General features: G+C 65.5%; 19 protein-coding genes. 12 read left to right on the forward strand and 7 right to left on the reverse strand.

Features of this window, described 5'->3' with window-relative positions:
• Positions 1–2 precede the first annotated feature (2 nt).
• From ACZK13_RS05320 to ACZK13_RS05340, 5 genes are all read left to right on the forward strand, one after another.
• Positions 3–3,257, forward strand: coding sequence for a type I restriction endonuclease subunit R (locus tag ACZK13_RS05320; RefSeq protein ID WP_099596161.1), 3,255 nt, complete (start codon positions 3–5; stop codon positions 3,255–3,257).
• A gap of 396 nt (positions 3,258–3,653) precedes the next feature.
• Entirely contained in the window at positions 3,654–4,550 is an 897-nt protein-coding gene (locus ACZK13_RS05325) for a hydroxypyruvate isomerase family protein (RefSeq protein ID WP_180837915.1), read from the forward strand.
• A gap of 27 nt (positions 4,551–4,577) precedes the next feature.
• On the forward strand, positions 4,578–6,263 hold the full coding sequence (locus ACZK13_RS05330) for a GMC oxidoreductase (RefSeq protein ID WP_125893709.1): 1,686 nt from the start codon (positions 4,578–4,580) through the stop codon (positions 6,261–6,263).
• The gene (locus tag ACZK13_RS05335) at positions 6,263–6,838 is read left to right on the forward strand and encodes a gluconate 2-dehydrogenase subunit 3 family protein (protein ID WP_478482331.1); all 576 of its coding nucleotides are present in this window, start codon (positions 6,263–6,265) and stop codon (positions 6,836–6,838) included. Before ACZK13_RS05330 ends, ACZK13_RS05335 begins: the two co-directional genes overlap by 1 nt.
• A gap of 14 nt (positions 6,839–6,852) precedes the next feature.
• Positions 6,853–7,596 (forward strand): 3-keto-disaccharide hydrolase, encoded by a 744-nt coding sequence (locus ACZK13_RS05340; protein WP_253145364.1) that lies wholly within the window; start codon positions 6,853–6,855, stop codon positions 7,594–7,596.
• Between the two features lie 30 nt (positions 7,597–7,626).
• Here the strand turns inward: ACZK13_RS05340 and ACZK13_RS05345 are convergent, their stop codons facing one another.
• Genes ACZK13_RS05345 through ACZK13_RS05365 form a run of 5 tightly spaced genes read right to left on the reverse strand, consistent with a single transcriptional unit; the run spans position 7,627 to position 12,259 of the window.
• A complete protein-coding gene (locus tag ACZK13_RS05345) occupies positions 7,627–7,923 on the reverse strand; it encodes a c-type cytochrome (protein WP_125893715.1) in 297 nt (98 codons plus the stop codon).
• Between the two features lie 18 nt (positions 7,924–7,941).
• Positions 7,942–8,805, reverse strand: coding sequence for a sugar phosphate isomerase/epimerase family protein (locus ACZK13_RS05350; protein ID WP_478482332.1), 864 nt, complete (start codon positions 8,803–8,805; stop codon positions 7,942–7,944).
• Positions 8,806–8,824: 19 nt separating this feature from the next.
• Entirely contained in the window at positions 8,825–9,949 is a 1,125-nt protein-coding gene (locus ACZK13_RS05355; protein ID WP_478482333.1) for a Gfo/Idh/MocA family protein, read from the reverse strand.
• A gap of 12 nt (positions 9,950–9,961) precedes the next feature.
• Complete coding sequence (locus ACZK13_RS05360; protein ID WP_478482334.1) at positions 9,962–11,179, reverse strand: nucleoside permease; 1,218 nt, start codon at positions 11,177–11,179, stop codon at positions 9,962–9,964.
• Between the two features lie 27 nt (positions 11,180–11,206).
• Positions 11,207–12,259: a sugar phosphate isomerase/epimerase family protein gene (locus tag ACZK13_RS05365; protein ID WP_478482335.1), complete on the reverse strand. Its 1,053-nt coding sequence runs from the start codon at positions 12,257–12,259 to the stop codon at positions 11,207–11,209.
• 95 nt (positions 12,260–12,354) lie between these two features.
• Between ACZK13_RS05365 and ACZK13_RS05370 the strand changes: the two genes are divergently transcribed.
• Both ACZK13_RS05370 and ACZK13_RS05375 read left to right on the forward strand, forming a co-directional pair.
• Entirely contained in the window at positions 12,355–13,362 is a 1,008-nt protein-coding gene (locus ACZK13_RS05370; RefSeq protein ID WP_478482510.1) for a LacI family DNA-binding transcriptional regulator, read from the forward strand.
• A 104-nt stretch (positions 13,363–13,466) separates the two neighbouring features.
• On the forward strand, positions 13,467–14,519 hold the full coding sequence (locus tag ACZK13_RS05375; protein WP_478482336.1) for a sensor domain-containing diguanylate cyclase: 1,053 nt from the start codon (positions 13,467–13,469) through the stop codon (positions 14,517–14,519).
• On the opposite strand, the gene ACZK13_RS05380 is transcribed toward ACZK13_RS05375, so the two are convergent.
• Entirely contained in the window at positions 14,507–15,403 is an 897-nt protein-coding gene (locus ACZK13_RS05380) for a LysR family transcriptional regulator (protein ID WP_100437516.1), read from the reverse strand. The genes ACZK13_RS05375 and ACZK13_RS05380 overlap by 13 nt on opposite strands.
• 108 nt (positions 15,404–15,511) lie before the next feature.
• Between ACZK13_RS05380 and ACZK13_RS05385 the strand changes: the two genes are divergently transcribed.
• From ACZK13_RS05385 to ACZK13_RS05405, 5 genes are all read left to right on the forward strand, one after another.
• Positions 15,512–16,360: an isocitrate lyase/PEP mutase family protein gene (locus ACZK13_RS05385; RefSeq protein ID WP_478482337.1), complete on the forward strand. Its 849-nt coding sequence runs from the start codon at positions 15,512–15,514 to the stop codon at positions 16,358–16,360.
• 135 nt (positions 16,361–16,495) lie between these two features.
• Complete coding sequence (locus ACZK13_RS05390; RefSeq protein ID WP_012510371.1) at positions 16,496–17,521, forward strand: AI-2E family transporter; 1,026 nt, start codon at positions 16,496–16,498, stop codon at positions 17,519–17,521.
• A 162-nt stretch (positions 17,522–17,683) separates the two neighbouring features.
• Positions 17,684–19,426: a GGDEF domain-containing protein gene (locus ACZK13_RS05395; RefSeq protein ID WP_032127635.1), complete on the forward strand. Its 1,743-nt coding sequence runs from the start codon at positions 17,684–17,686 to the stop codon at positions 19,424–19,426.
• 72 nt (positions 19,427–19,498) lie between these two features.
• Complete coding sequence (locus ACZK13_RS05400) at positions 19,499–19,936, forward strand: hypothetical protein (RefSeq protein ID WP_032127634.1); 438 nt, start codon at positions 19,499–19,501, stop codon at positions 19,934–19,936.
• Between the two features lie 14 nt (positions 19,937–19,950).
• Positions 19,951–20,451 carry a GNAT family N-acetyltransferase gene (locus tag ACZK13_RS05405; RefSeq protein WP_032127656.1) on the forward strand — a complete coding sequence of 167 codons (501 nt, stop codon included), beginning with the start codon at positions 19,951–19,953 and terminating at the stop codon, positions 20,449–20,451.
• A 3-nt stretch (positions 20,452–20,454) separates the two neighbouring features.
• On the opposite strand, the gene ACZK13_RS05410 is transcribed toward ACZK13_RS05405, so the two are convergent.
• Positions 20,455–21,429, reverse strand: a complete 975-nt coding sequence (locus tag ACZK13_RS05410; protein ID WP_478482338.1) for a LysR family transcriptional regulator — start codon at positions 21,427–21,429, stop codon at positions 20,455–20,457.
• Positions 21,430–21,468 lie beyond the last annotated feature (39 nt).

Here is a 21,468-nt window from a genome sequence, read left to right on the forward strand (position 1 = left end):
CCATGCATCCTGCCTTCACCGACACCGCCCACCGCGAGAAATACTTCGAGACGTACATCGTCAAGCAACTCGCCGCGCGCGGCTGGAAGATAGGCGATACCAACGACTACGACCAGAACCATGCGCTCTACCCGGAAGACCTTGTGGCATGGATCCAGACCACACAGCCTTCGAGGTGGGAAAAGCTGGTGGCGAGCAATGGCGAAAAGGCGGTCACCACTCTCATGGACCGCCTTGCCCAGGCCTTGGACAAGGAGGGCACCGTCCACATCCTGCGCCATGGTGTGAAGATCGCAGGGGCAGGCGAAATCAGTCTGAGCGAAGGCCTGCCTGAGGACACGCGCGATCCGTCGGCCTGGGACCGCTACAACGCCAACATTCTGCGCGTGGTGCCGCAGTTGAAGTACCGCCCCGGCAGCACGCTTGCCATCGACCTGGTGTTCTTCATCAACGGTCTTGCGGTGGCGACCGTAGAGGTCAAGACCGACTTCACCCAGTCCGCCTCGGCTGCTGTCGAGCAGTACAAGAACGATCGACTGCCCGTGGATCCAACCACGAGCCGCGTTGAACCCCTGCTGATCTTCAAGCGTGGCGCCGTCGTTCACTTCGCCATGTCCGACAGCGACATCCAGATGTGCACCAAGCTGGATGGCCAGAACTCCTACTTCCTACCCTTCAACCAAGGCCGGGACGGTCGGGCGGGCAACCCCATCCGCGAGGACGGTGAGTATCCGGTCGCCCACTTCTGGGAGCAGGTCTGCCAGCGCGACAACTGGCTGCGGATCTTCCATGGCTTCGTGTACACCGAAAAGAAGGACGTGGTGGACGTGGCTGGCAACCACTCCCGCAAGGAGACGCAGATCTTCCCGCGCTTCCACCAGTGGAAAGCGGTCACCCGCATGATCGACGACGCCAAGGCCAAGGGCCCTGGCCAGTCCTACCTGTGCGAACACTCGGCAGGCTCCGGTAAGACCAGTACCATCGCCTGGACGGCGCATGACCTGATCCGCCTGCGCACCGATGCTGGCGTCAACCTGTTCCACTCGGTCATCGTGGTCACCGATCGCACGGTGCTCGACAAGCAGCTCCAGTACGCAGTCCAGCAGATCGATCATCAGAAGGATCTGATCGCGGCCATCGGGGAGAAGGACAGCGGCGTCAGCAAGTCCAAGGAACTTGCCGAAGCTCTGGAACGTGGCACCCCCATCATCGTGGTGACCATCCAAACTTTCCCTTACGCGATGGAGCAGATCCTGACCAACGGGAAACTCGCTGACCGCAACTTCGCCGTAATCATCGACGAGGCCCACACCAGCCAGACCGGCACCGCCGCCTCCAAGCTGCAGGCCACGCTTGCCCTCCGCGACGCCAAGGCCATGGAAGGACTCACCGTCGAGGAGCTACTGGAGAAAATTCAGTCCTCGCGCGTGCGCCCCAATAACGTCTCCTACTTCGCGTTTACTGCCACGCCGAAGCACGCCACGTTGACGCTGTTCGGCACGCGCCCTGATCCGGGCAAGCCGGCTAGTAAGGAGGACAACCTGCCCGTGTCCTTCGACAAGTACCCGATGCGCCAGGCCATCGAGGAAGGCTTCATCCTCGATGTGCTGCAGGGCTACTTGCCCTACAAGACGGCGTTCAACATGGCCGAGCCTGAGAAGGACGGCAAGCGCGTGGAGGGTAAGGCGGCCAAGCGGGCGCTGGCCAAGTGGCTCTCGCTCCATGCCACGAACGTCACCCAGAAGGTCGAGTTCATCGTCGAGCACTTCGCGGCCAACGTAGCCCCTTTGCTGGGGGGCACGGCTAAGGCCATGATCGTGACGTCCTCGCGCGCGGCCGCCGTGCGCTACAAGAAGGCATTCGACGCGTATATCAGGGCCAACCCGCAGCACAAGCCCTACCAAGCGCTGGTGGCGTTCTCCGGCTCACTCACGGGCAATGAGGTCATGCACGCCTCCGACGAGCAATTGAAGAACGACCCGTTCGCGGCGCAGGACGATGAGCAGTTTACCGAAAGCACCATGAACCCTCGTCAGTACGGTACCGACCTGCGCAAGGTGTTCGATCGTCCTGAGTTCCGGGTCATGATCGTGGCCAACAAGTTCCAGACCGGCTTCGACCAGCCCAAGCTGTGCGCAATGTACTTGGACAAGAAGATCGCCAACCCGGTGGAGATTGTCCAGACGCTCTCCCGACTCAACCGCACCGCGCCCGGCAAGGACACGACCTTCGTCGTGGACTTCGTCAACGATCCGCAGTCGATCCTCGACGCCTTCGCCATGTATGACGCAGGCGCCAAGATTGAGAAAGCGCAAGATCCCAACGTGGTCTATGACCTGCAAGCCGACCTGGACAAGGTGGGGGTCTACACGCAACGCGAGGTAGAGACGTACACGGCCATCCGCTTCAAGTCAGCCGCGGCCTACGCCGCAGGCGACCAAGCCCAGCACAAGGATATGTACGCGGCCACTAGCCTGCCTACCCAGCGGTTCAACGATGCGCTGAAAGCCGCCCGCACCGCCATCCAGGCCGCGGAGGCAGACTTCGAGGGCGCCAAGGCACAGGGGAACGAAGCCGGTATGAAGGCGGCCGACGCACGGCGCAATGCGGCGGCTGAAGTGCTCCAGAAGCTACTGGACTTCAAGTCGGGGTTGTCCCGGTTCGGCACTCTGTACACCTATATCGCCCAGACCATCGACTTCGGCGACCCCAGCCTGGAAGGATTCGCCAGCTTCGCCCGCCTGCTGTCCAAGCGCTTGAACGGTGTGCCGCCTGATCAGGTGGACATATGCGCGTTGCTGCTGACCGGCTTCGACATCAAGTCGCAGGACAAGCCCGCCTTGGGTGGTGATGACGGTGATGATCAGAAGCTGATACTGAAGCCCGTAGGCCCTGGGGGCGGTGGGCAAGCGCAGCTACCCGTCTACTTGCGTCAGGTGATCGCTAAGCTCAACTCGATCTTCGGTGAGGCCACGGCACTGACCGACAAATTGGCCCTGGTGAACCACGTCGCCGACATCGTGCGCGAGGACGCCAACACCGTGGCCCAAGTCAAAAACAACCCGCGGGATGTGGCCATGGCAGGCAACATCAAAGGCTCAGTCCAGTCGGCCTTGGTCAGGGCATTGGACTCGCACAGCACGCTGGCCGCCCATGTGTTGAAGCACGACCAGCAGGCACTGGTCCCGCTGGTGGGGCTGATCTACGAGTTGGTCAAGGCGGGGCAGAACATCGACCGGACGGAACTGGGGGCGTAATCAGCAGTCAAGAAAGCCGGGCAGAGTGTCGAAATTGCACGTTAGAACTAGCCCGACGAGCCGTTAAATCGATAGTTCAAGTCCCTTTTGTCTAGGAAATCGGTGAGGCATGTGATGGAATTGTCATGTAAAGCAAGTACTTGAATGCGAATTGATCGTCTGGATCGGTCTTTTATGTGTGCACAACCGTTCTGATCGAACGCTCGTTCGCAGCAGAAAAGAAAGCCCCGCTCATGCGGGGCTTTTCTTTATCCGGAATCCCTTCGGAGTTGTGCCCCGCAGCATCGGTTTTCGTGCACCGCGACTTGCAAACAGACAATTTCCTCCCCTATGGTGCAATCGATTGCATTGCTGTGAATCGTTGCGTTTGATACCGGTTGGGAGGCCGGCAGGTGGATGTCCATCCATTCGATCAGACCGGCCCCGGCGACGGGCCTCACGCGGCGCGATGCGTTGCGCATGGCGGTTGCTGGAGGCGTAGCTCTGGGTACTGCGGGAGCGTTGCCTGCATTCGCCGCCACCGCAGCGCTCAAGGGCAACCTGAAGCACTCCGTGGCCCGCTGGACGTTCCCGCAGCTGTCCGTCGCCCAGCTTTGCGCGACGGTGAAGGACATCGGCTTTGCCGCGATCGACCTGGTCGGCCCGGAAGACTGGTCCACGCTGAAGGCGAATGGCGTGTACAGCTCGATGTGCAACGGCGCGGAGCTGGGCCTGACCAAGGGCTTCGCCGGCCGCGAATTCCACGACCAGCTGGTGGAGCGTTACACGCGGCACATCGATCTGGTCGCCGATGCCGGCTACCGAAATCTCATCTGCTTCTCCGGCAACCGCAACGGCATGGACCCCGCCGAAGGCATGGCCAATGCCGAGGCCGGCCTCAAGCGCATCCTCGGGCACGCCGAGAGGCGCGGGGTGGTGCTGGTGATGGAGCTGCTGAATTCCAGGGTCGATCATCGCGACTACCTGTGCGACCACTCGGCATGGGGCGTGGAGCTTTGCCAGCGACTCGGCTCGGACAACTTCGGCCTGCTCTACGATATCTACCACATGCAGATCATGGAGGGCGACATCATCGCCACCATCGGCAAGCATCACGCCTGCTTCAAGCATTACCACACCGCAGGCGTGCCCGGCCGGAACGAGATCGGAGACCAGCAGGAGCTCCACTATCCGGCCATCTGCCGCGCGATCCGCGACACCGGTTTCAAGGGGTATCTGGCGCAGGAGTTCACGCCTGCAGCGCCCGATCCCGTTGGCTCATTGCGCGAGGCGATCCGCCTCTGCGACGTCTGAAACGATATCCACCCAGGTGAGAAACCCATGGCAGATAATCATTACGACGCCATTGTTGTTGGCTCGGGAATCAGTGGCGGTTGGGCGGCGAAGGAGCTGACCGAAAAGGGCCTGAAGGTCCTGATGCTGGAACGCGGACGCAACATCGAGCACGTCAAGGACTACGTCAATGCGATGAAGGAAGCGTGGGACTTCCCGCATCGCAACCGGCCAACGCAGGCGATGAAGGCCGACTTCCCGGTGCTGATGCGCGACTACGGCCTGGCTGAGAATCTGGAAGGGATGTGGGCCAACGAACAGGACTCGCCCTACATCGAGACCAAACGTTTCGACTGGTTCCGTGGCTACCACGTCGGCGGCCGCTCATTGCTATGGGGCCGGCAGAGCTATCGCTTCTCCGACCTGGATTTCGAGGCGAACCTCAAGGACGGCATCGCGGCCGATTGGCCCATCCGCTACGCCGATATCGCGCCGTGGTACGACCATGTGGAAAAGTTCGCCGGCATCGCCGGCACGCGCGAAGGACTGGACGTGTTGCCGGACGGCGAGTTCCTGCCGCCGATTCCCTTGAATATCGTCGAGAAGGATGTGGCCGCGCGTATCAAGAAGGCCTTCGGCGGAACGCGCCATATGATCCACTCGCGCACTGCCAACATCACAAAGCCCATGCCGGAACAGGGCCGCGTCAACTGCCAGTACCGCAACAAGTGCATCCTGGGTTGCCCTTTCGGCGCTTATTTTTCCACCCAGGCAGCGACACTGCCGGCGGCGATGAAGACCGGCAACCTGACCTTGCGGCCGTTCTCGATCGTCAAGGAAGTGCTCTACGACAAGGACCGCAAGCGTGCCCGCGGTGTGGAGGTCATCGATGCCGAAACCGGCCAGACCTACCAGTACACGGCCAAGGTCATCTTCCTCAACGCGTCGTCGTTCAACTCGACGTGGCTGTTGATGAACTCGGCCACTGATGTGTGGGAGGGCGGGCTGGGCTCATCGTCGGGCGAGCTCGGGCACAACGTGATGGACCATCACTTCGGTGCGGGCGCCTCCGGCCGGGTCGAGGGTTACGAAGACAAGTACTACTTCGGGCGTCGCCCCTGCGGCTTCTACATTCCGCGTTTCCGCAACGTTGCGGCCGACAAGCGCGGCTATCTGCGCGGGTTCGGCTACCAGGGCGGTGCCAGCCGCACCGGCTGGTCGCGCGAGATCGCCGAGCTGAACATAGGTGCCGATCTGAAGGAGGCGCTGACCGTGCCCGGTGACTGGCGCATCGGCATGACCGGGTTCGGTGAAATGCTGCCGCACCACGACAACACGATCCGCCTGGACCGCGACCGCAAGGACAAGTGGGGTCTGCCGGTGCTGGCGATGGACGTTGCCATGCGCGCCAACGAACTGGCGATGCGCAAGGACATGGCCGCCGATGCCGCCGAGATGCTGGAGGCGGCCGGCGTCAAGGACGTGAAGATGCACGACAACGATTACGCCCCGGGCAAGGGCATCCACGAAATGGGGACCGCGCGCATGGGACGTGATCGGAAGAGCTCGGTGCTGAACCAGCACAACCAGGTCTGGGATGCACCCAATGTCTATGTGACCGACGGGGCCTGCATGACCTCCAGCGCCTGCGTGAATCCTTCGCTGACCTACATGGCGCTGACGGCTCGGGCCGCAGATCATGCGGTGCGCGAACTGAAAGCGGGGAATCTCTGATGGATCGCCGCGAGCTGTTGAAGATGATCGTCGCCGCCACCGGTGCGGCCATGGTTGGGTTGCCTGCCCTTGTGCAGGGTCAGGCACCGGCGGGCGCCACCAAGATTCATTTCTCCGATACCGACGTCGCTACGCTGGACGAGATCGCCGAGACCATCCTGCCGCGGACCCGGACACCAGGGGCGAAGGATGCCGGCGCCGGCCTGTTCATGGCGACGTTCGTCACTGACTGCTACACCGCCCGGCAGCAGGCGGCGTTCCGCGCAGGGCTGACCGATATCGACAAACGGGCCGGTGGCCGCTTCGTGTCGCTCACGCCGCACGCCCGCTCCGAATTGCTGCGCACGCTCGATGCAGAAGCCAAGGCACGTCATGCCGATGTGACCGAAACCGGTACGCCTGAAGAAGGCGAGGCGATGCCGCACTACTTCACGATGCTCAAGCAGCTGGCCATCTTCGGCTTCTTCACCTCCAAGGTCGGTGCCACCAGGGTGCTGCAGTACGTTGCCGTGCCGGGGCGCTACGACGGCGATCTTGCTTATGTTCCCGGCACGCCCGCCTGGGGGACCAGCTGATGGAGTGCAACAGGATGATCAAGCCGCTGCTGATCGCGGCCACCGTGCTGGCCGCCGCACCCCTGTTCGCGCAGAACGGTGCCGACGCCGCGCGCGATCCGAAGAAGACCGAGGTGTGGACGCCGGTGCCTGCGACCGTTGCCACGCCGCCAGGCAAGGCACCGTCCGACGCAATCGTGCTGTTCGATGGCAAGGATGTCTCCGCGTGGGAGTCGGAGCAGGGCGGGCGCGTGCCCTGGAAGATTGCCGATGGCGCCATGACCGTCGTGCCCGGCAGCAAGGGCATTCGCACCAGGCAACGCTTCTGCGACGTCCAGCTGCATGTCGAGTGGCGTACGCCCACCGACACGAAGGGCTTCGACGGACAGAACCGCGGCAACAGCGGCATCTTCCTGCAGGAGCTGTATGAACTGCAGGTGCTCGACAGCTACAACAACCCGACCTATGCCAATGGCCAGGCGGGTTCGATCTACAAGCAGGCCATGCCGTTGGTGAACGCCTCGCGCGCACCGGGACAGTGGCAGGCCTACGACATCCTCTGGAAAGCACCGCGCTTCTCGGCGGGCGGTGGGCTTGTCTCGCCCGCGCGCATCACGGTACTGCACAACGGCGTGCTGGTGCAGGACGACACTGTGCTGGCCGGCAAGACCGAATACATCGGTGCGCCTTCCTACGCGCCGCATGGGTGTGCGCCGCTCTATCTGCAGGAACATGACTCCAGGGTCAGCTACCGCAACATCTGGGCGCGCGAGCTGTAGGGGCACGCGGCCGGCGTGGTCGCCGGCCGCTTACTTCGCCAGGTAGCTGGCGATGTCATTGATCTCCTGCTGTGACAGCTGGGAGAAGGGCGGCATCAGCCCGCCGCCCTTGCTGATCTTTTCCTTGATCTGTGCGGGTGCCATGCGCTTGCCGATATCGGTGAGCGCCGGGAACGCGCCCGGCATGCCCGCACGATCGGCGCCGTGGCAGGCCACGCAGTTCGCGGTGTAGAGCTTTGCACCCGCAGCCGGGTCGTCCTTGCACCAGGCGGTTGTCGCAACGCTCATGCCGCCCAGGGCCACCGCCATTGCCAGGATCATTTTCATGTGGGGCTCCTTGATGCGTCAGCGCCGCGCACGGGCGGGCACGCGGGTGGTCAGGTGTTCACGCAGATAGTCCGCACCGGTCTGGATGATCCTGGCCGGATCGCGTGGCTGGTCGTGCTCGATGATGTACCAATGCACGCCGGCGGCTGCCGCAGCAGGCAGGATCGCGTTCCAGTCCAGCACGCCCTGGCCCACCGCGGCGAATCCGCCTTCGTCCTGGGCCTGGCCCTTCGGTGCATTGTCCTTGGCGTGTACCGCGAACACGTGGCCGCGGAACTTTGCCAGCATCACTGCCGGGTCCAGGCCTGCACGCGCGACCCAGGCCAGGTCCAGCTCGGTCTGCAGGTCTGGACCGGCGGCGGCGAACAGCAGCTCCAGTCCGGTCCTGCCGTCGAAGTCGGCCAGTTCGAAGTCGTGGTTGTGGTAGGCCAGGCGCATGCCCTTGCCGCGCACCTGCTTTGCGATGCGGCCCAGTTCCTGGCCCAGGGCGGTCCAGCCGGCGGCATCGCCCGGGCGATCCTTCTTGTCCAGGTACGGCACCACCAGCGTCGTGTTGCCGATCGACCGGTTGAAGGTCACCACCCCATCCAGGTTGCTGCGCAGCTCGGCCAGCGGCACATGCGATGAAATTGCCTTGATCGAATACCGGTCCAGCAGCTGCTTGAGCTCGGCGGCGCTGGTGTTCTGCGTGCCGACCGTTTCCACCGCATGGACGCCAGCGTCGTGGACGATCTTCAGCTGCTGCTCGAGCGAGCCGGCATCGCGCAGGGTGTACATCTGCACCGCGATCGGTTGCTGCGTGCTGGCGGCTTCGACTGCGAAAGCGGGCAGGGCAGCGAGCAGCAGGACGAGGCTTGCAGTTCCATGGACAAGGGCTTTCATCAACAGATCCTCCCGGGTTTCAACCGATGACGGTCCAGGCACGCGACCTGGCCGATGCAATGACACGATCGACGATCTGCGCCGAGCGCACGCCGTCCTCGAAGGTGGGCAGGCCCTGCGGCCGCTCGCCCTCGATGGCGCGATAGCTGTCGGCGACGAATGCTTCGAAGCACTGGGCGTAGCCCTGCGCGTGGCCGGCGGGTAGCAGCGACAGCCGGCGCTGTTCGGCACCGCCGGCGCCCGGCCCGCGCACGAAGACCTCCTCGCGCTGGTCGGGCAGGCCGATCCACAGGCGCTCGGCATCCTCCTGGTTGAAGGCCACGCTGGCCTTTGCGCCATCGATCTCGAACCAGAGGCGATTGTGGCGCCCGGCCGAGACCTGGCTGACCGTCAGAGATGCCAGCGTACCGGCACCGGTCCTGAACATCGCCGCAGCCACGTCCTCGCTCGTTACCGCCTGCATTGCGCTGGCTGCGGTTGGCGTGCTGAAGCTCTGTCCGCTGACGGCGCCGCGCTCGGCGATGACCGTAGAGAACGCCGCGCTGACCTCGACGAAGCGTTCGCCGCTGACCCATTCCACCAGGTCGCACCAGTGCGAACCGATGTCGGCGAATACGCGCGACGTGCCGCCCAACGCCGGGTCCACGCGCCAGTTGTTGCTGGCCGGGCCCAGCAGCCAGTCCTGCAGGTAGCTGCCGTGGATCAGGTGCAGCGGCCCCAGATCGCCGTGGGCGATGCGTGCGCGCGCTTCGCGGATCACCGGGTGGTAGCGGTAGACGAAGGGTACCGTGGCGACGAGTCCGTTCGACGTGGCCAACGCCGCCAGCGCCTGCGCATCGTCCAGCGTGGTCGCCAGCGGTTTCTCGCAGATCACGTGCTTGCCGGCTTCCAGCGCGGCCTGCGCCATCGCGCGGTGCAGATGGTTGGGCGTGCAGACATGCACGACCTGCACCTGCGGATCGGCGATCACCTCTTCGATATCCCGATAGGCGCGCGGGACATTCCACAGCTGCGCCATCTCACGCGCGCGCTGCGCTGACGAAGCGGCAACGCCGCGTACCTCGGCACCGGCGAGCAAGGCCGCGCGGCGGTGCACGGCGCCGATCATGCCGGCGCCGACGATGGCGATTCCAAGCGTTGGCATCGGCTCGAATCCTCAGCGTGTGGAAGATGCGGCGGCCACGGCGGGCCGGTCGCGGAACAGCAGCAGGAAGGCGATCAGAACCACCAGCGCGACGCCAGCCGGGAACAGCCAGATCTGCTGCCAGTCGGGGCCGGCCTCGGTGGTGAAGTGCTCCACCACCGCGCCGGACAGGAAGGTGCCGATCAGCATGCCCACGCCGTACGTGGCCAGGGTGATGAAGCCCTGCGCGCTGCTGCGCACGGCGGGGCCGGCATGGGCATCGGTGTAGATCTGGCCGGTGACGAAGAAGAAGTCGTAGCAGATGCCGTGCAGCACGATGCCGATCACCAGTAGCGGGAAGCCGCTGCCTGCATCGCCGAAGGCGAACAGGACGTAGCGCACCACCCACGCCGCCATGCCGACCGCCAGCATGGTCTTCACCCCCAGCCGCACGAACAGGAACGGCATGGCCAGCATCAGCAGTACCTCGGAAACCTGGCCCAGCGACTGCAGGCCCGCTGCGCCGCGCACGCCCAGGTCGTTGAGATACGGATTGGTGAAGTTGTAGTAGAACGACAGCGGGATGCAGATGGCGATGGAGGCCAGGAAGAACACCAGGTAGGCGCGCGACTTCAGCAGCCGCAGCGAGTCGAGACCCAGGATCTGCCCCAGCCCGGCATCGCGCTGCTGTGCCAGTGGCGGCGTGTGCGGCAGAGTGAACGCATACAGGCCCAGCACCAGCGATGCCAGCGCGGCCATGCGGAAGGTCAGTTCAAGCCGATGGGCCTGCTCCCAGCCCAGCCAGCCGATCAGCACGCCTGCCACGATCCAGCCGATGCTGCCCGCCACCCGCACCAGCGGGAACTGTTTCTCCGGTGACTGCATGTGCCGCATCGCCACGCTGTTGGCCAGTGCCAGCGTGGGCATGAACAGCAGCATGTAACCCATCACGTAGGCCGAGAACATGCTGAAGCTGGAAGCAGTGGACGCCAGCCACATCAGCACCGCGCCGGCCAGGTGCAGCACCGCTAGGATGCGCTGCGCGGCGAAGTAGCGATCGGCGATCAGGCCGACCAGGAACGGCGCCACGATCGCGCCGATCGACTGGCTGAGGAAGGCGGTGGCCACCTGGCTGGCGCTGGCCTGCAGCGGGCCCTGTACCAGGTACGTCCCGAGGGTCACGAACCACGCTCCCCAGATGAAGAACTGCAGAAACATCATCGCGCCCAAGCGCGACATGGCGTGCGACATGGCTTGCCCTCCCGGGGCGGTAATGGCTCAGATTCCCAGCATGTGGTGCAGTGATGCGGCGTCCGTGCCACTGTCGGCAAAGTCATCGAAGGCGCGCTCGGTCACCCGGATGATGTGGTCGCGGATGAAGGCGGCACCTTCGCGTGCGCCGTCTTCCGGGTGCTTCAGGCAGCACTCCCATTCCAGTACCGCCCATCCGGGGAAGTCGTACTGGGCGAACTTGGAGAAGATCGCCTTGAAGTCGATCTGGCCGTCACCGAGCGAACGGAACCGGCCCGGACGATCGATCCAGTCCTGGTAGCCGCCATACACGCCGCTGCTCGCGCTGGCGCGATACTCGGCGTCCTTGACGTGGAAGATGCCGATGCGATCGTGATAGCGGTCAATGAAACCCAGGTAGTCCATCTGCTGCAGCAGCAGGTGGCTGGGGTCGTACAGGATCTTCGCGCGGGGGTGATGGTCCACCACATCGAGGAAGCGTTCAAAGGTCGCGCCGTCGTGCAGGTCCTCACCCGGGTGGATCTCGAAGCACAGGTCCACGCCGCAGGCGTCGAACGCATCCAGGATCGGGCGCCAGCGGCGGCCGAGTTCGGCGAAGGCCTCTTCCACCAGTCCCGGTGGACGCTGCGGCCAGGGATAGAAATAGGGCCAGGCCAATGCGCCGGAGAACGTGGCATGCGCGGTCAGCCCCAGGCGCTGGCTGGCTTTGGCGGCCAGCAGAAGCTGCTCGACTGCCCAAGCCTGGCGGGCAGCCGGATCGCCGCGCTTGTCCGCCGGCGCGAATCCGTCGAACAGGCTGTCGTAGGCCGGATGCACCGCGACCAGCTGCCCCTGCAGATGGGTGGACAGCTCGGTGATCTGCACGCCATGACCGGCCAGCATGCCGGCGACGTCGTCGCAGTACGCCTGGCTGCGCGCGGCCTCGGCCAGATCGAACAGGTGGGGCGCGCCGGTGGGGACTTGTACGCCAGAATAGCCCAGACCCGCGGCCCATCCGGCCAGCGTGTCCAGCCGATCAAAAGGAGCCGTGTCGCCGATGAACTGCGCCAGGAACAGCGCTGGACCCTTGAGCGTCTTCAACGTGATTCGCCCTCGATGCAATCGATTGCATTATCCTAGCAGGGGCTCACGCAGGAACTGTTGTGCACTGCACAGCAGACAGGAGAACTAACGCCATGGCCACCATCTACGACATCGCGAAGCACGTCGGCGTCTCCGCAGGCACGGTGTCGCGGGCGCTTTCCCGGCCGGACAAAGTGCTGCCGGCTACCCGCGCGCGCATCGAGCTGGCCGCCGCCGCACTGGGCTATGTGCCCAACACAGTGGCCCGCACGCTCAAGACCCAGCGCAGCGGCAAGATCCTGGTCACCGTCCCGGACATCGCAAATCCGTTCTTCGCGCAGATCCTGCAGGGGGCGGAGGACGCCGCACAGGCGGTCGGCTATGCGGTTCTGCTCGGCGATACCCAGCATCAACCCGACCGCGAGGAGCGCTATGCGCAGATGCTCCGGCGCAACGAGGCCGACGGCATGATCGTGCTGGGGCACCGCCTGCCTCCCACGGCGCGCGAGATCGTCCAGCAGCGCGGTGCCGCCGCGCCGGTGATCAACGGCTGCGAGTTCGACCCCGCACTGGGCATTCCCAGCGTCCATATCGATAACGCCGCGGCCGCGCGCGTGGTGATGGAGCATCTGTATGGGCTGGGACACGAGCGGATCGCCGTGGTCGGCGGACCGCCGGACAATCCGCTGCACCAGCAACGGCTGGAAGGGGTGCGGGCGGCCAGCAAGGCGCGTGGACGCCTGCGCCAGCTGAACATCGTGCCGGGTGACTTTTCGGTGGAATCCGGCCATGCGGCTGCCATGGCGCTGCTGGACGGCATGTCTGCGCCAACGGCGATCTTCTGTTTCAGCGATCAGATGGCGCTGGGCACCCTGGCGGCCTGCCGCGATCTGGGCATCCGCGTGCCGGAGGACCTGTCCATCGTCGGCTTCGATGATCTGGCATCTTCCCGCTACCTCACGCCGCCGTTGACCACCATCCGGCAACCGATGCGGGAGATCGGTGAGCGCGCGGTCAACCTGCTGCTTGCCATCATCGAGCACATGGATGTGCCGCTGCAGCAGACGCTGGATTTCAGCCTGATGCTGCGGGGTTCAACGGCGCCACCCAGGCGTGGGTGAGGCAGGGTAACCGCCGTGAATCCTTGATCCCGAATTGACGCAGAGCTGTCAGACTCACCAGAGGCCGCCCGGCAAGGGCGTGCGATCGCGCAAGGGGGTCGGCAATGCCGTTCTTGACGGACTCGACGGAAGTCGCGGTCGAAGGCATCGGCGCGGCACGTCGCATCGGCTGGATGCGCTTCGTGGGCAATGGGCTGGGCGCGATTCCCATCGCCTCGATCATTCTTGAACGTCAGGACGGCCCGTGGGCCTGGGTGTTGCTGCTGCTCAACGCGCTGGCCTGGCCGGCGCTCGCGCTGGTGCTGACCCAGCGCTCACGGCAGCCTGCGGTGGTCCAGTTCCGTTGCATGGTGGTTGATTCCTTCTTTGGCGGTGGCTGGATCGCCTTCATGGGGCTCAGCGTGGCACCCAGTGCGTTGTTCGCCGCGCTGCTGGTCGCCGACAAGATCGCCGCCGGTGGGGTGAAGCTGGCGGTACGGGCCACACTGGCACTGGTAGCGGGATTCGCGCTCACCTGGTGGGGGCTCGGGTTTCCTTACCAGCCGGTGTCATCGCAGCGCACGATCGTGCTCGGCGTGCCGTTCCTGTTCGTCTACGGCATCGGCCTCAGCATCCTCAGCTGGCAGCTGGCGCGGCGGGTGAAATCGCAGAACCGCCAGTTGAAGCGGCTGAGCCGCATGGACCCGCTGGTGGAGCTGGCCAACCGCGGCTTCCTGATCGTCCGTGCGCAGCAGGCACTGGACAAGGCGCAGGGGCAGGGTGGTTTTGCCTGCCTGCTGATGCTTGATGTGGATGACTTCAAGCGCATCAATGACTCGCACGGTCATCGCGCCGGGGACGAAGTGCTGCGCCATATCGCCTCCACCTTGCGCGCCTTCGCCCGGCCTGGCGATACCCCTGCGCGGCTGGGAGGCGACGAGTTCGTCGTGCTGCTGCAGGACTGTGCGCCCGTCGATGCGATGCATGTGGCAGAGCGGGTTCGGCTGCAACTTCTGGAGGCAGCACGGCAGGCAACCCCGGGCATCGAGTTCAGCGTCAGCATCGGAATCGCGGCGACGCCGCGCGGCGGCAGCGTCGAGGACTGGCTGGCACTGGCCGACCGCGCGCTGTACCACGCCAAGCGCCAGGGCAAGAACAACGCCAGCTATGGCGAATGAGGTGTTGCCAGGTCTCTGGCGCAGGCCAGCAGCTGGGCGGCCGTTGCCGGAGGCTTGCAGCGCACCGCCAACTGCAGCGTGGTGGTCGGCATGCCCAGTTCCAGCGCAACAAAAGCCAGGCCGCTGCGGTGCATGCTCTGCATCGAGGCCGGCACGATGGCGATGCCCAGGCCGGCAGCGGCAAGGTTGATCGCCGAAGCCACCTGCGGCGCTTCCTGCTGGATGGTGGGCGCAAAGCCCTGGCTGCGGCAGGCAGCGACGACGTCTGCACTCAGGCCCTGGCCCGATTTCCGCGAGAACAGGATGAAGCGCTCGTCGCGCAGCTCGATCAGCGCGATGCTCGTCCGGCACGCCAACGGGTGATCGGCCGGCAGTACTGCCACCAGGGGTTCGGCACTGAGTTGCTGTGTCATCCGTTCACCGGTATTGGAAAACGGCGGGCGCACGATTACTGCATCGAGCTCGCCATCATCGAGGCGCCGGACCAGCGATTCACTGCCATCTTCTACCAGCCGCACCTGCACCGCCGGATGCGCCCGCTGGAAGCTGCGCATCAGCGCGGTGACCGCCTCGTTGTAGGTCGCCGATTCGGTCAGCCCCAATGTCAACGTGCCGACCTCGCCGCGTGCGGCGCGCAGCGCCTCCTCCTTGGCCTGGTCGACGCGCGCGAGGATGTCCTCCGCGGCTTTCCAGAATACCTGGCCAGCATCGCTGAGCACGATGCCGCGTCCCTGCCGGTGGAACAGCGGTGTGCCGATCTCTTCCTCCAGGGCGCGGATCTGCTGCCCGAGCGGCGGCTGGGCGATATGCAGGGCCTCGGCGGCCTTGGTGAAGCTCTGCAGCTGGGCAGTCATGACGAAGTAGCGCAGGTGCCGCAGTTCCATTGGAACCTCAAACGTTCTGGTGCTGTACGAACACGGTATTGGACGGTCGCCGCTGGCGGCAACATCATCGGTATCCCACGGCAGATGTCCAACGACAAGGGAGACCCCATGAAAAAGACACGTCAGTTGCGCGATCTGCTCCGCCAGGGCAGCGTGATTGCGCCAGGTGCATTCGATGGATTGTCGGCACGCCTGGTGGAGCTGGCCGGCTTCGATGCGGTCTATGCCAGCGGCGGCGCCATCGCACGTTCGGCCGGCGTGCCGGACATCGGCCTGCTCGGCCTCAGCGAAGTGCTTGCGCAGGTTGAACGGATCGTCGATGCCTGCGATCTGCCGGTGATCGCCGACGCTGACACCGGCTTCGGCGGCACCGCGAATGTTGAACGCACGGTGCGCGCGTTCGAAAGGGCAGGCGTTGCCGCCCTGCATATCGAGGACCAGGCCTTCCCCAAGCGCTGCGGACACCTGGATGACAAGACGCTGGTCGACGCGGGCGAGATGTGCACGAAGATCCGTGTCGCCTGCCAGTCGCGGATCGACCCGAAGTTGATGATCATCGCGCGTACCGACGCCATCGCCTGCGAAGGCCTGGATGCGGCGATCGAACGGGCGCAGGCCTATGTGGACGCGGGCGCGGACATGATCTTCGTCGAGGCACCGGAAACGCTGGAGCAGATCGAGGTGATTTCGCAGCAGGTTCCCGGGCCGAAGCTGATCAACATGTTCCACAGCGGCAAGACGCCGCTGGTGCCGGTGGCGCGGCTGGCCGAACTCGATTACCGGCTGGTGATCATTCCCTCGGACCTGCAGCGCGCTGCGATCCGGGCCATGCAGCGCACCCTGCAGGAGATCGCAGCGACTGGCGACAGCGGGCGTGTTGCCGGCGAGCTGGCCAGCTTCGGCGAGCGTGAGACGATCGTGCGCACGGCGCGGTATCTGGCACTGGACCGGGTGTGATCCGGGCGTGATTGCGGACGTGCCGATGGACGGAGAAGGGGCGGCGGAATCCGCGTGTGTTGCCTGTTCATCCTGCACCCGGAATCATCGCCGCCAATCCTCTACCATGGGCCACCCTGCCCGGACGTGCCGCCCATGCAAGACGCCCTCGTTGCCCAGCCCAAGCCCCCCGTCCCGAGGATCGCGGCCTGGCTGATGATGCTGCTGGGCATGTGGCTGGCGCTGAAGCTGGGCCTGGTGGTGACCCTGCTGTCGGGCCTGCTGGTGTTCCAGCTGACCCACCTGCTGGCCTCCACCGTGGAGGGCAAGCTGCCGCCAGGCCGGGCGCGGGCGATCGCGGTGATCGTGCTGTCAGCGGTGATCATCAGTGCGCTTGTACTGGCCGGGATCGGCGTGGCGTCATTTTTCCGCAACGAGACCGGTGGACCGGACGCATTGCTGGCGCGGCTGATGGAGATCCTCAATTCGTCGCGGCACCAGGTGCCGGCGCTGCTGCAGCCGTACATCCCCGAGGACATGCCGGCGCTGCGCACGGCACTGAACGACTGGGCCGCCGAGCATCAGCGCCAGCTGGGCGTGGCCGGTACCTCGGTGGTGCAGGTGGGCGTACGCGTACTGATCGGTATGGTGCTGGGCGCGATGATCGCGCTGTATGACGAACTGCCGCTGCCGAAGATGGGCCCGCTGGCGCAGGAGCTGATCGGCCGCACCAGCCGCCTGGCCACTGCGTTCCGCCAGGTGGTGTTCGCGCAGGTGAAGATCTCGCTGCTCAACACCGTGTTCACCGCCATCTTCCTGCTGGGCGTGCTGCCGTTGTTCGGCGTGCACCTGCCACTGTCCAAGACCCTGGTACTGATCACCTTCATCGCCGGCCTGCTGCCGGTGGTGGGCAACATCATTTCCAACACCATCATCACCATCGTCGCGCTGTCGGTCTCGTTCTACGTGGCCGTGGCGGCGCTGCTGTACCTGATCGTGATCCACAAGCTGGAGTACTTCCTCAATGCGCGCATCGTTGGCGGCGAAATCCAGGCCCGCGCCTGGGAGCTGCTGTTGGCGATGCTGGTGATGGAAGCGGCGTTCGGCCTGCCCGGCCTGGTGGCGGCGCCGGTGTTCTACGCCTACGTGAAGCGCGAACTGGTCGACCAGCGCTGGATCTAGTACGGCAGGGTGTGACGCATTCGCCCCAGCCCGGCGCGGGGTGAGACCTTGCCGGCGCGTTCGCGGTGGCTGCGGTATACCCATGGTCACGGTTCGCGCGGCACTGGCTTGGCGCTGCCGGGACCGGCGGCTACAGTGATCCGCACTTCAGGGGAAATTTGCATGGCCGGCAAGGCATCGCCCATCGGACTGCGGACCTGGGTCTGGATCCTGGCGGGGTCGTTCGTGGTCTGTACGCTGCCGTTGATGGCCATCGCGCTGGTCCAGGGCACGCTGCGCTACAGCGCTGCCGAGGACAACCTGGTCAGCCTGCGCCAGCTGCGCCAGACCTTCGACCTGGCCAACCTGGTCTCGGCCGAACGCGGCCCGGCCAACAGCCTGCTCGGTGCCGACCCGGCCGATGCCAGCGAGCATGCGCGGCTTACGCTGCAGCTGGCGGTGGTGCGCAGGCGTGTGGACACCGCGCTGCAGCAGCTGGATGCCGTGTTCACGGCTGATCCGGGCGTGGTGGATGAGCATGGGATGCTGGCGGACGCGCAACGTCGCCTGCAGTCGGCACGCGCGGGCGTGGACCGGGTGGCAGCGCAGCCGCGCGACGCACGACGCGTCGAAGACGTGGAGCGCGCGATCAGCGGCATGTTTGCCGTGGTCGACCGCCTGCACCTGCTGACCTCGGCACAGATCAACGTACTGGTCCGGGCCGACCGCGAAGCGGCGATTCCAGCCATGCAGGGCCAGGTGCTGATCGACCTGCGCGAGCACGGCGGGCGTCTGGCCTCCAACGTGATGGCGCCGGTGGCGGTACCCGGTGCCTGGCGCAACGAACAGGTGCGCGCGGCGCTGCAGACCGAGGGCCGCCTGCTGGAACTGTGGCGGCTGGCCGGCAGCCACGAATCGGTGTTCCGCAGTGATCCGACGCTGTCCTGGCATTGGGATATGGCGCGCCGGCAGTTCTTCGGCGAGTCACTGCCGATGATCGAACAGCTGATCGACGACGGACGGCGTGGCCTGCCGCCGCCGTGGACCGCTGCCGAGTTCACCACGCGCTACGTGCCGACCCTGCAGTCGCTTGAGGCGCTGCGTGACGGTTACCTGAGTGTGTCCATCGCCAGGTTCGAGCACACCCGCAACCGGGAGGCCACGCGGCTGGCGGTACTTCTGGCCACCGCGCTGGGAACCCTGGTGGTACTGGGTGTGGCGCTGCGTATCGCGCATCTGCAGATCCTGCGGCCTCTGCTGCAGGCACAACGGCAGGTGATCCAGATTGCCTCCGAAGCGCCGGGGCCCGAGCAGCATGTCACCCATCCGCTGGCCGAGATGCAGCGCCTGTTCGATGCGATTGAAGTGCTGCGCGAGAAGTCGCGCGAACGCTCGGCGCTGACCAGCGAGCTGCGCCAGCTGGCCGGCACCGATGAATTGACCGGACTGCTGAACCGTCGCGCGCTGGAGGAACTGGTGCAGCAGCGCCACGACGAGGGGCGGATGAGCGCAGTGGTGATACTGCTGGACGTTGATCGCTTCAAATCGATCAATGATGGTCATGGCCACGATGCGGGTGATGAAGTGCTGGTACAGGTGGCGCAACTGCTGCAGCGCCATCTTCGCCGCAGCGACAGCATTTCCCGCTATGGTGGCGAGGAGTTCCTGGTGCTGCTGGCCGACGGTGACCTGGCCGCTGGCCGACAGCTGGCCGAATCGCTGCGGCTTGCGCTGCAGCAGCTGGACATCGTGGTGGCCGGCGGTACCGTGCTGCGGGTGACCGCCAGCTTCGGCGTGGCCCGCGGTGCTACCGACGCCTTGGGCTGGCGGACCCTGCTGCGTGCCGCCGATGCGGCCATGTACCAGGCCAAGGCGCAGGGCCGCGACCGCGTGCGGGTCGCCGGTGGTGGGCGCATTCCACGCTGAAACATCATGTTCATCGCTGGCGCACGCATGGCTGCCTAGACTGGACCTTCGACCATCTGGCAGGAGCGCATCATGACCGTTCGCCCCGTCGTTGCTGCAGCGCTGCTGGCCGGGATGCTGGCCGGCTGTACCTCCACTTCGTCGCAGACCGCTGCGGATGCGCCACGCCACCCCTCGGTTGCCGCCGACCTGAGCCCGGTGCCGGCTTTCACCGGCGGCGGTGCGGGTTGGAGCATTGAGATCGCCTCCACCGGCCAGGGCAACCACGATGCCAGCCTCAGCGCTGACGGCCGTACCCACAAGGGCACGCTGCGCTATCCGGGGCAGCCGGCCGATGCACCGAGCTCGCTGATCGTGCTCAACGGCGAGCTTGGCCAGCAGCCCGCCATCGTCGAGATCAAGCGTGAGTCGTGTCGCACTGCCGAAGGTGTGGACACCCTGGCCAGCGTGCAGGTGACGATGGAAGGGCAGCCGCAGCGCCGCGGTTGTGGCCACTTGGCCGTGTACTGATCCTGTGCGCCGTCGTGCTTGAGATTCCAACCCTGCACACCGTGCGCCTGCGGCTGCGTCCACAGCAGTTGGATGACTTCGGCGTCTATGCCGCGTTCCTGGCCTCGCCGCGTGCGCGGGGCATGGGCGGGCCGTTCGGTGAGGTGGCGGCGTGGGGGCAGTTCTGCCATGACCTCGCCAGCTGGCATCTGTTCGGCCATGGCGCGTTGATGATCGAGCGTGCCGATACGGGAGCCTGCATCGGCCAGGTCGGGATCAATCATGGCCCGCTGTTCCCGGAAAAGGAACTGGGCTGGCTGCTGTATGACGGCCATGAAGGGAAGGGCTTCGCTACCGAAGCGGCCGGCGCGCTGCGCGACTGGGCCTTCGTGGTGGCGCAGCTGCCGACCCTGGTCAGCTACATGGCATCGGACAACCTGGCGTCGCAGGCCGTTGCACAGCGGCTGGGCGGCGTGCTGGACGATCACGCCGTGCGCAGTGATGCCGATGATCTGGTGTATCGCTACCCGCGCTGACGCCTAGCTGCCCGTGGCCGGGGCCTGTACCGTGCGGCCGAGCGCCTTGGCGACGCTTTCGCGCTTCTCGATCAGGAATTCCATCAGGGCGCGCACGCGCGGTGGCATCTGCTCGCGCGAAGGCACGTACAGGTAGAAGCCGGGGAACGGTGCCGACCACGCCGGCATCAGGCGGACCAGGCGCCCATCGGCCAGCATCGGCTGCAGTGACAGATCGATATGCTGCATCACGCCCAATCCCTGCAGCGCGGCGCGGATCATGCCCTCATCGTCGTTGGTGACATAGCGTCCGCGCGGTTCCACTTCAAAGTCATGACCGGGCTGGTCCGGCGTGCTGAATTCCCAGGCATAGACCCCGCCGCTGCCGGTCTGCCGGTAGCCCAGGCACTCGTGGGCGGCCAGTTCGGCGGGCGTGGTGGGCGTGCCATGGCGGGCCAGGTAGGCCGGCGAGGCGACCACCACCATTTCCAGCATCGGCGTGACCGGCACGGCGATCATGCCTTCGGCCAACCGCTCGCCAAGGCGGATGCCGGCGTCACAGCCGTCGGCAACGATGCTGGACAGGCCGTCGTCCATCACCAGCTCTATGCGCAGCTCGGGGTAGCGCGCGAAGAACTCCGGTAGATGCGGTTCGATCAGCGTCTTGGCAGTCAGGCGCGCGGTGTTGATGCGCAGCAGGCCGGACGGAGCGTCATGGCTGGCGCGCAGGTCGCGTACTGCGGTTTCGATGGTGCTCAGCGATGGCCGCAGTGCGTCGAACAGGCGCTGGCCTTCCTCGGTGAGCGACATGTCACGGGTGGTCCGGTGCAGCAGGCGTACCCCCAGCTGTTTCTCCAGGGTCTTCAGGCTCTGCGACAACGCCGGGCGCGAGACCCCCATCTCAACGGCCGCTTTGGTGAAGCTGCGGTGGTGGGCGATGTGGGCAAACCAGGCCAGCTGGGGCAGCAGGGCCGGGTTGATCGGGCTGGGGGCGCTCATGGGGCTCGGTAGGCAGGACGGCGGGAGAAGATGGCGGCA

This window comes from Stenotrophomonas sp. 99219_Sma (assembly GCF_056480785.1).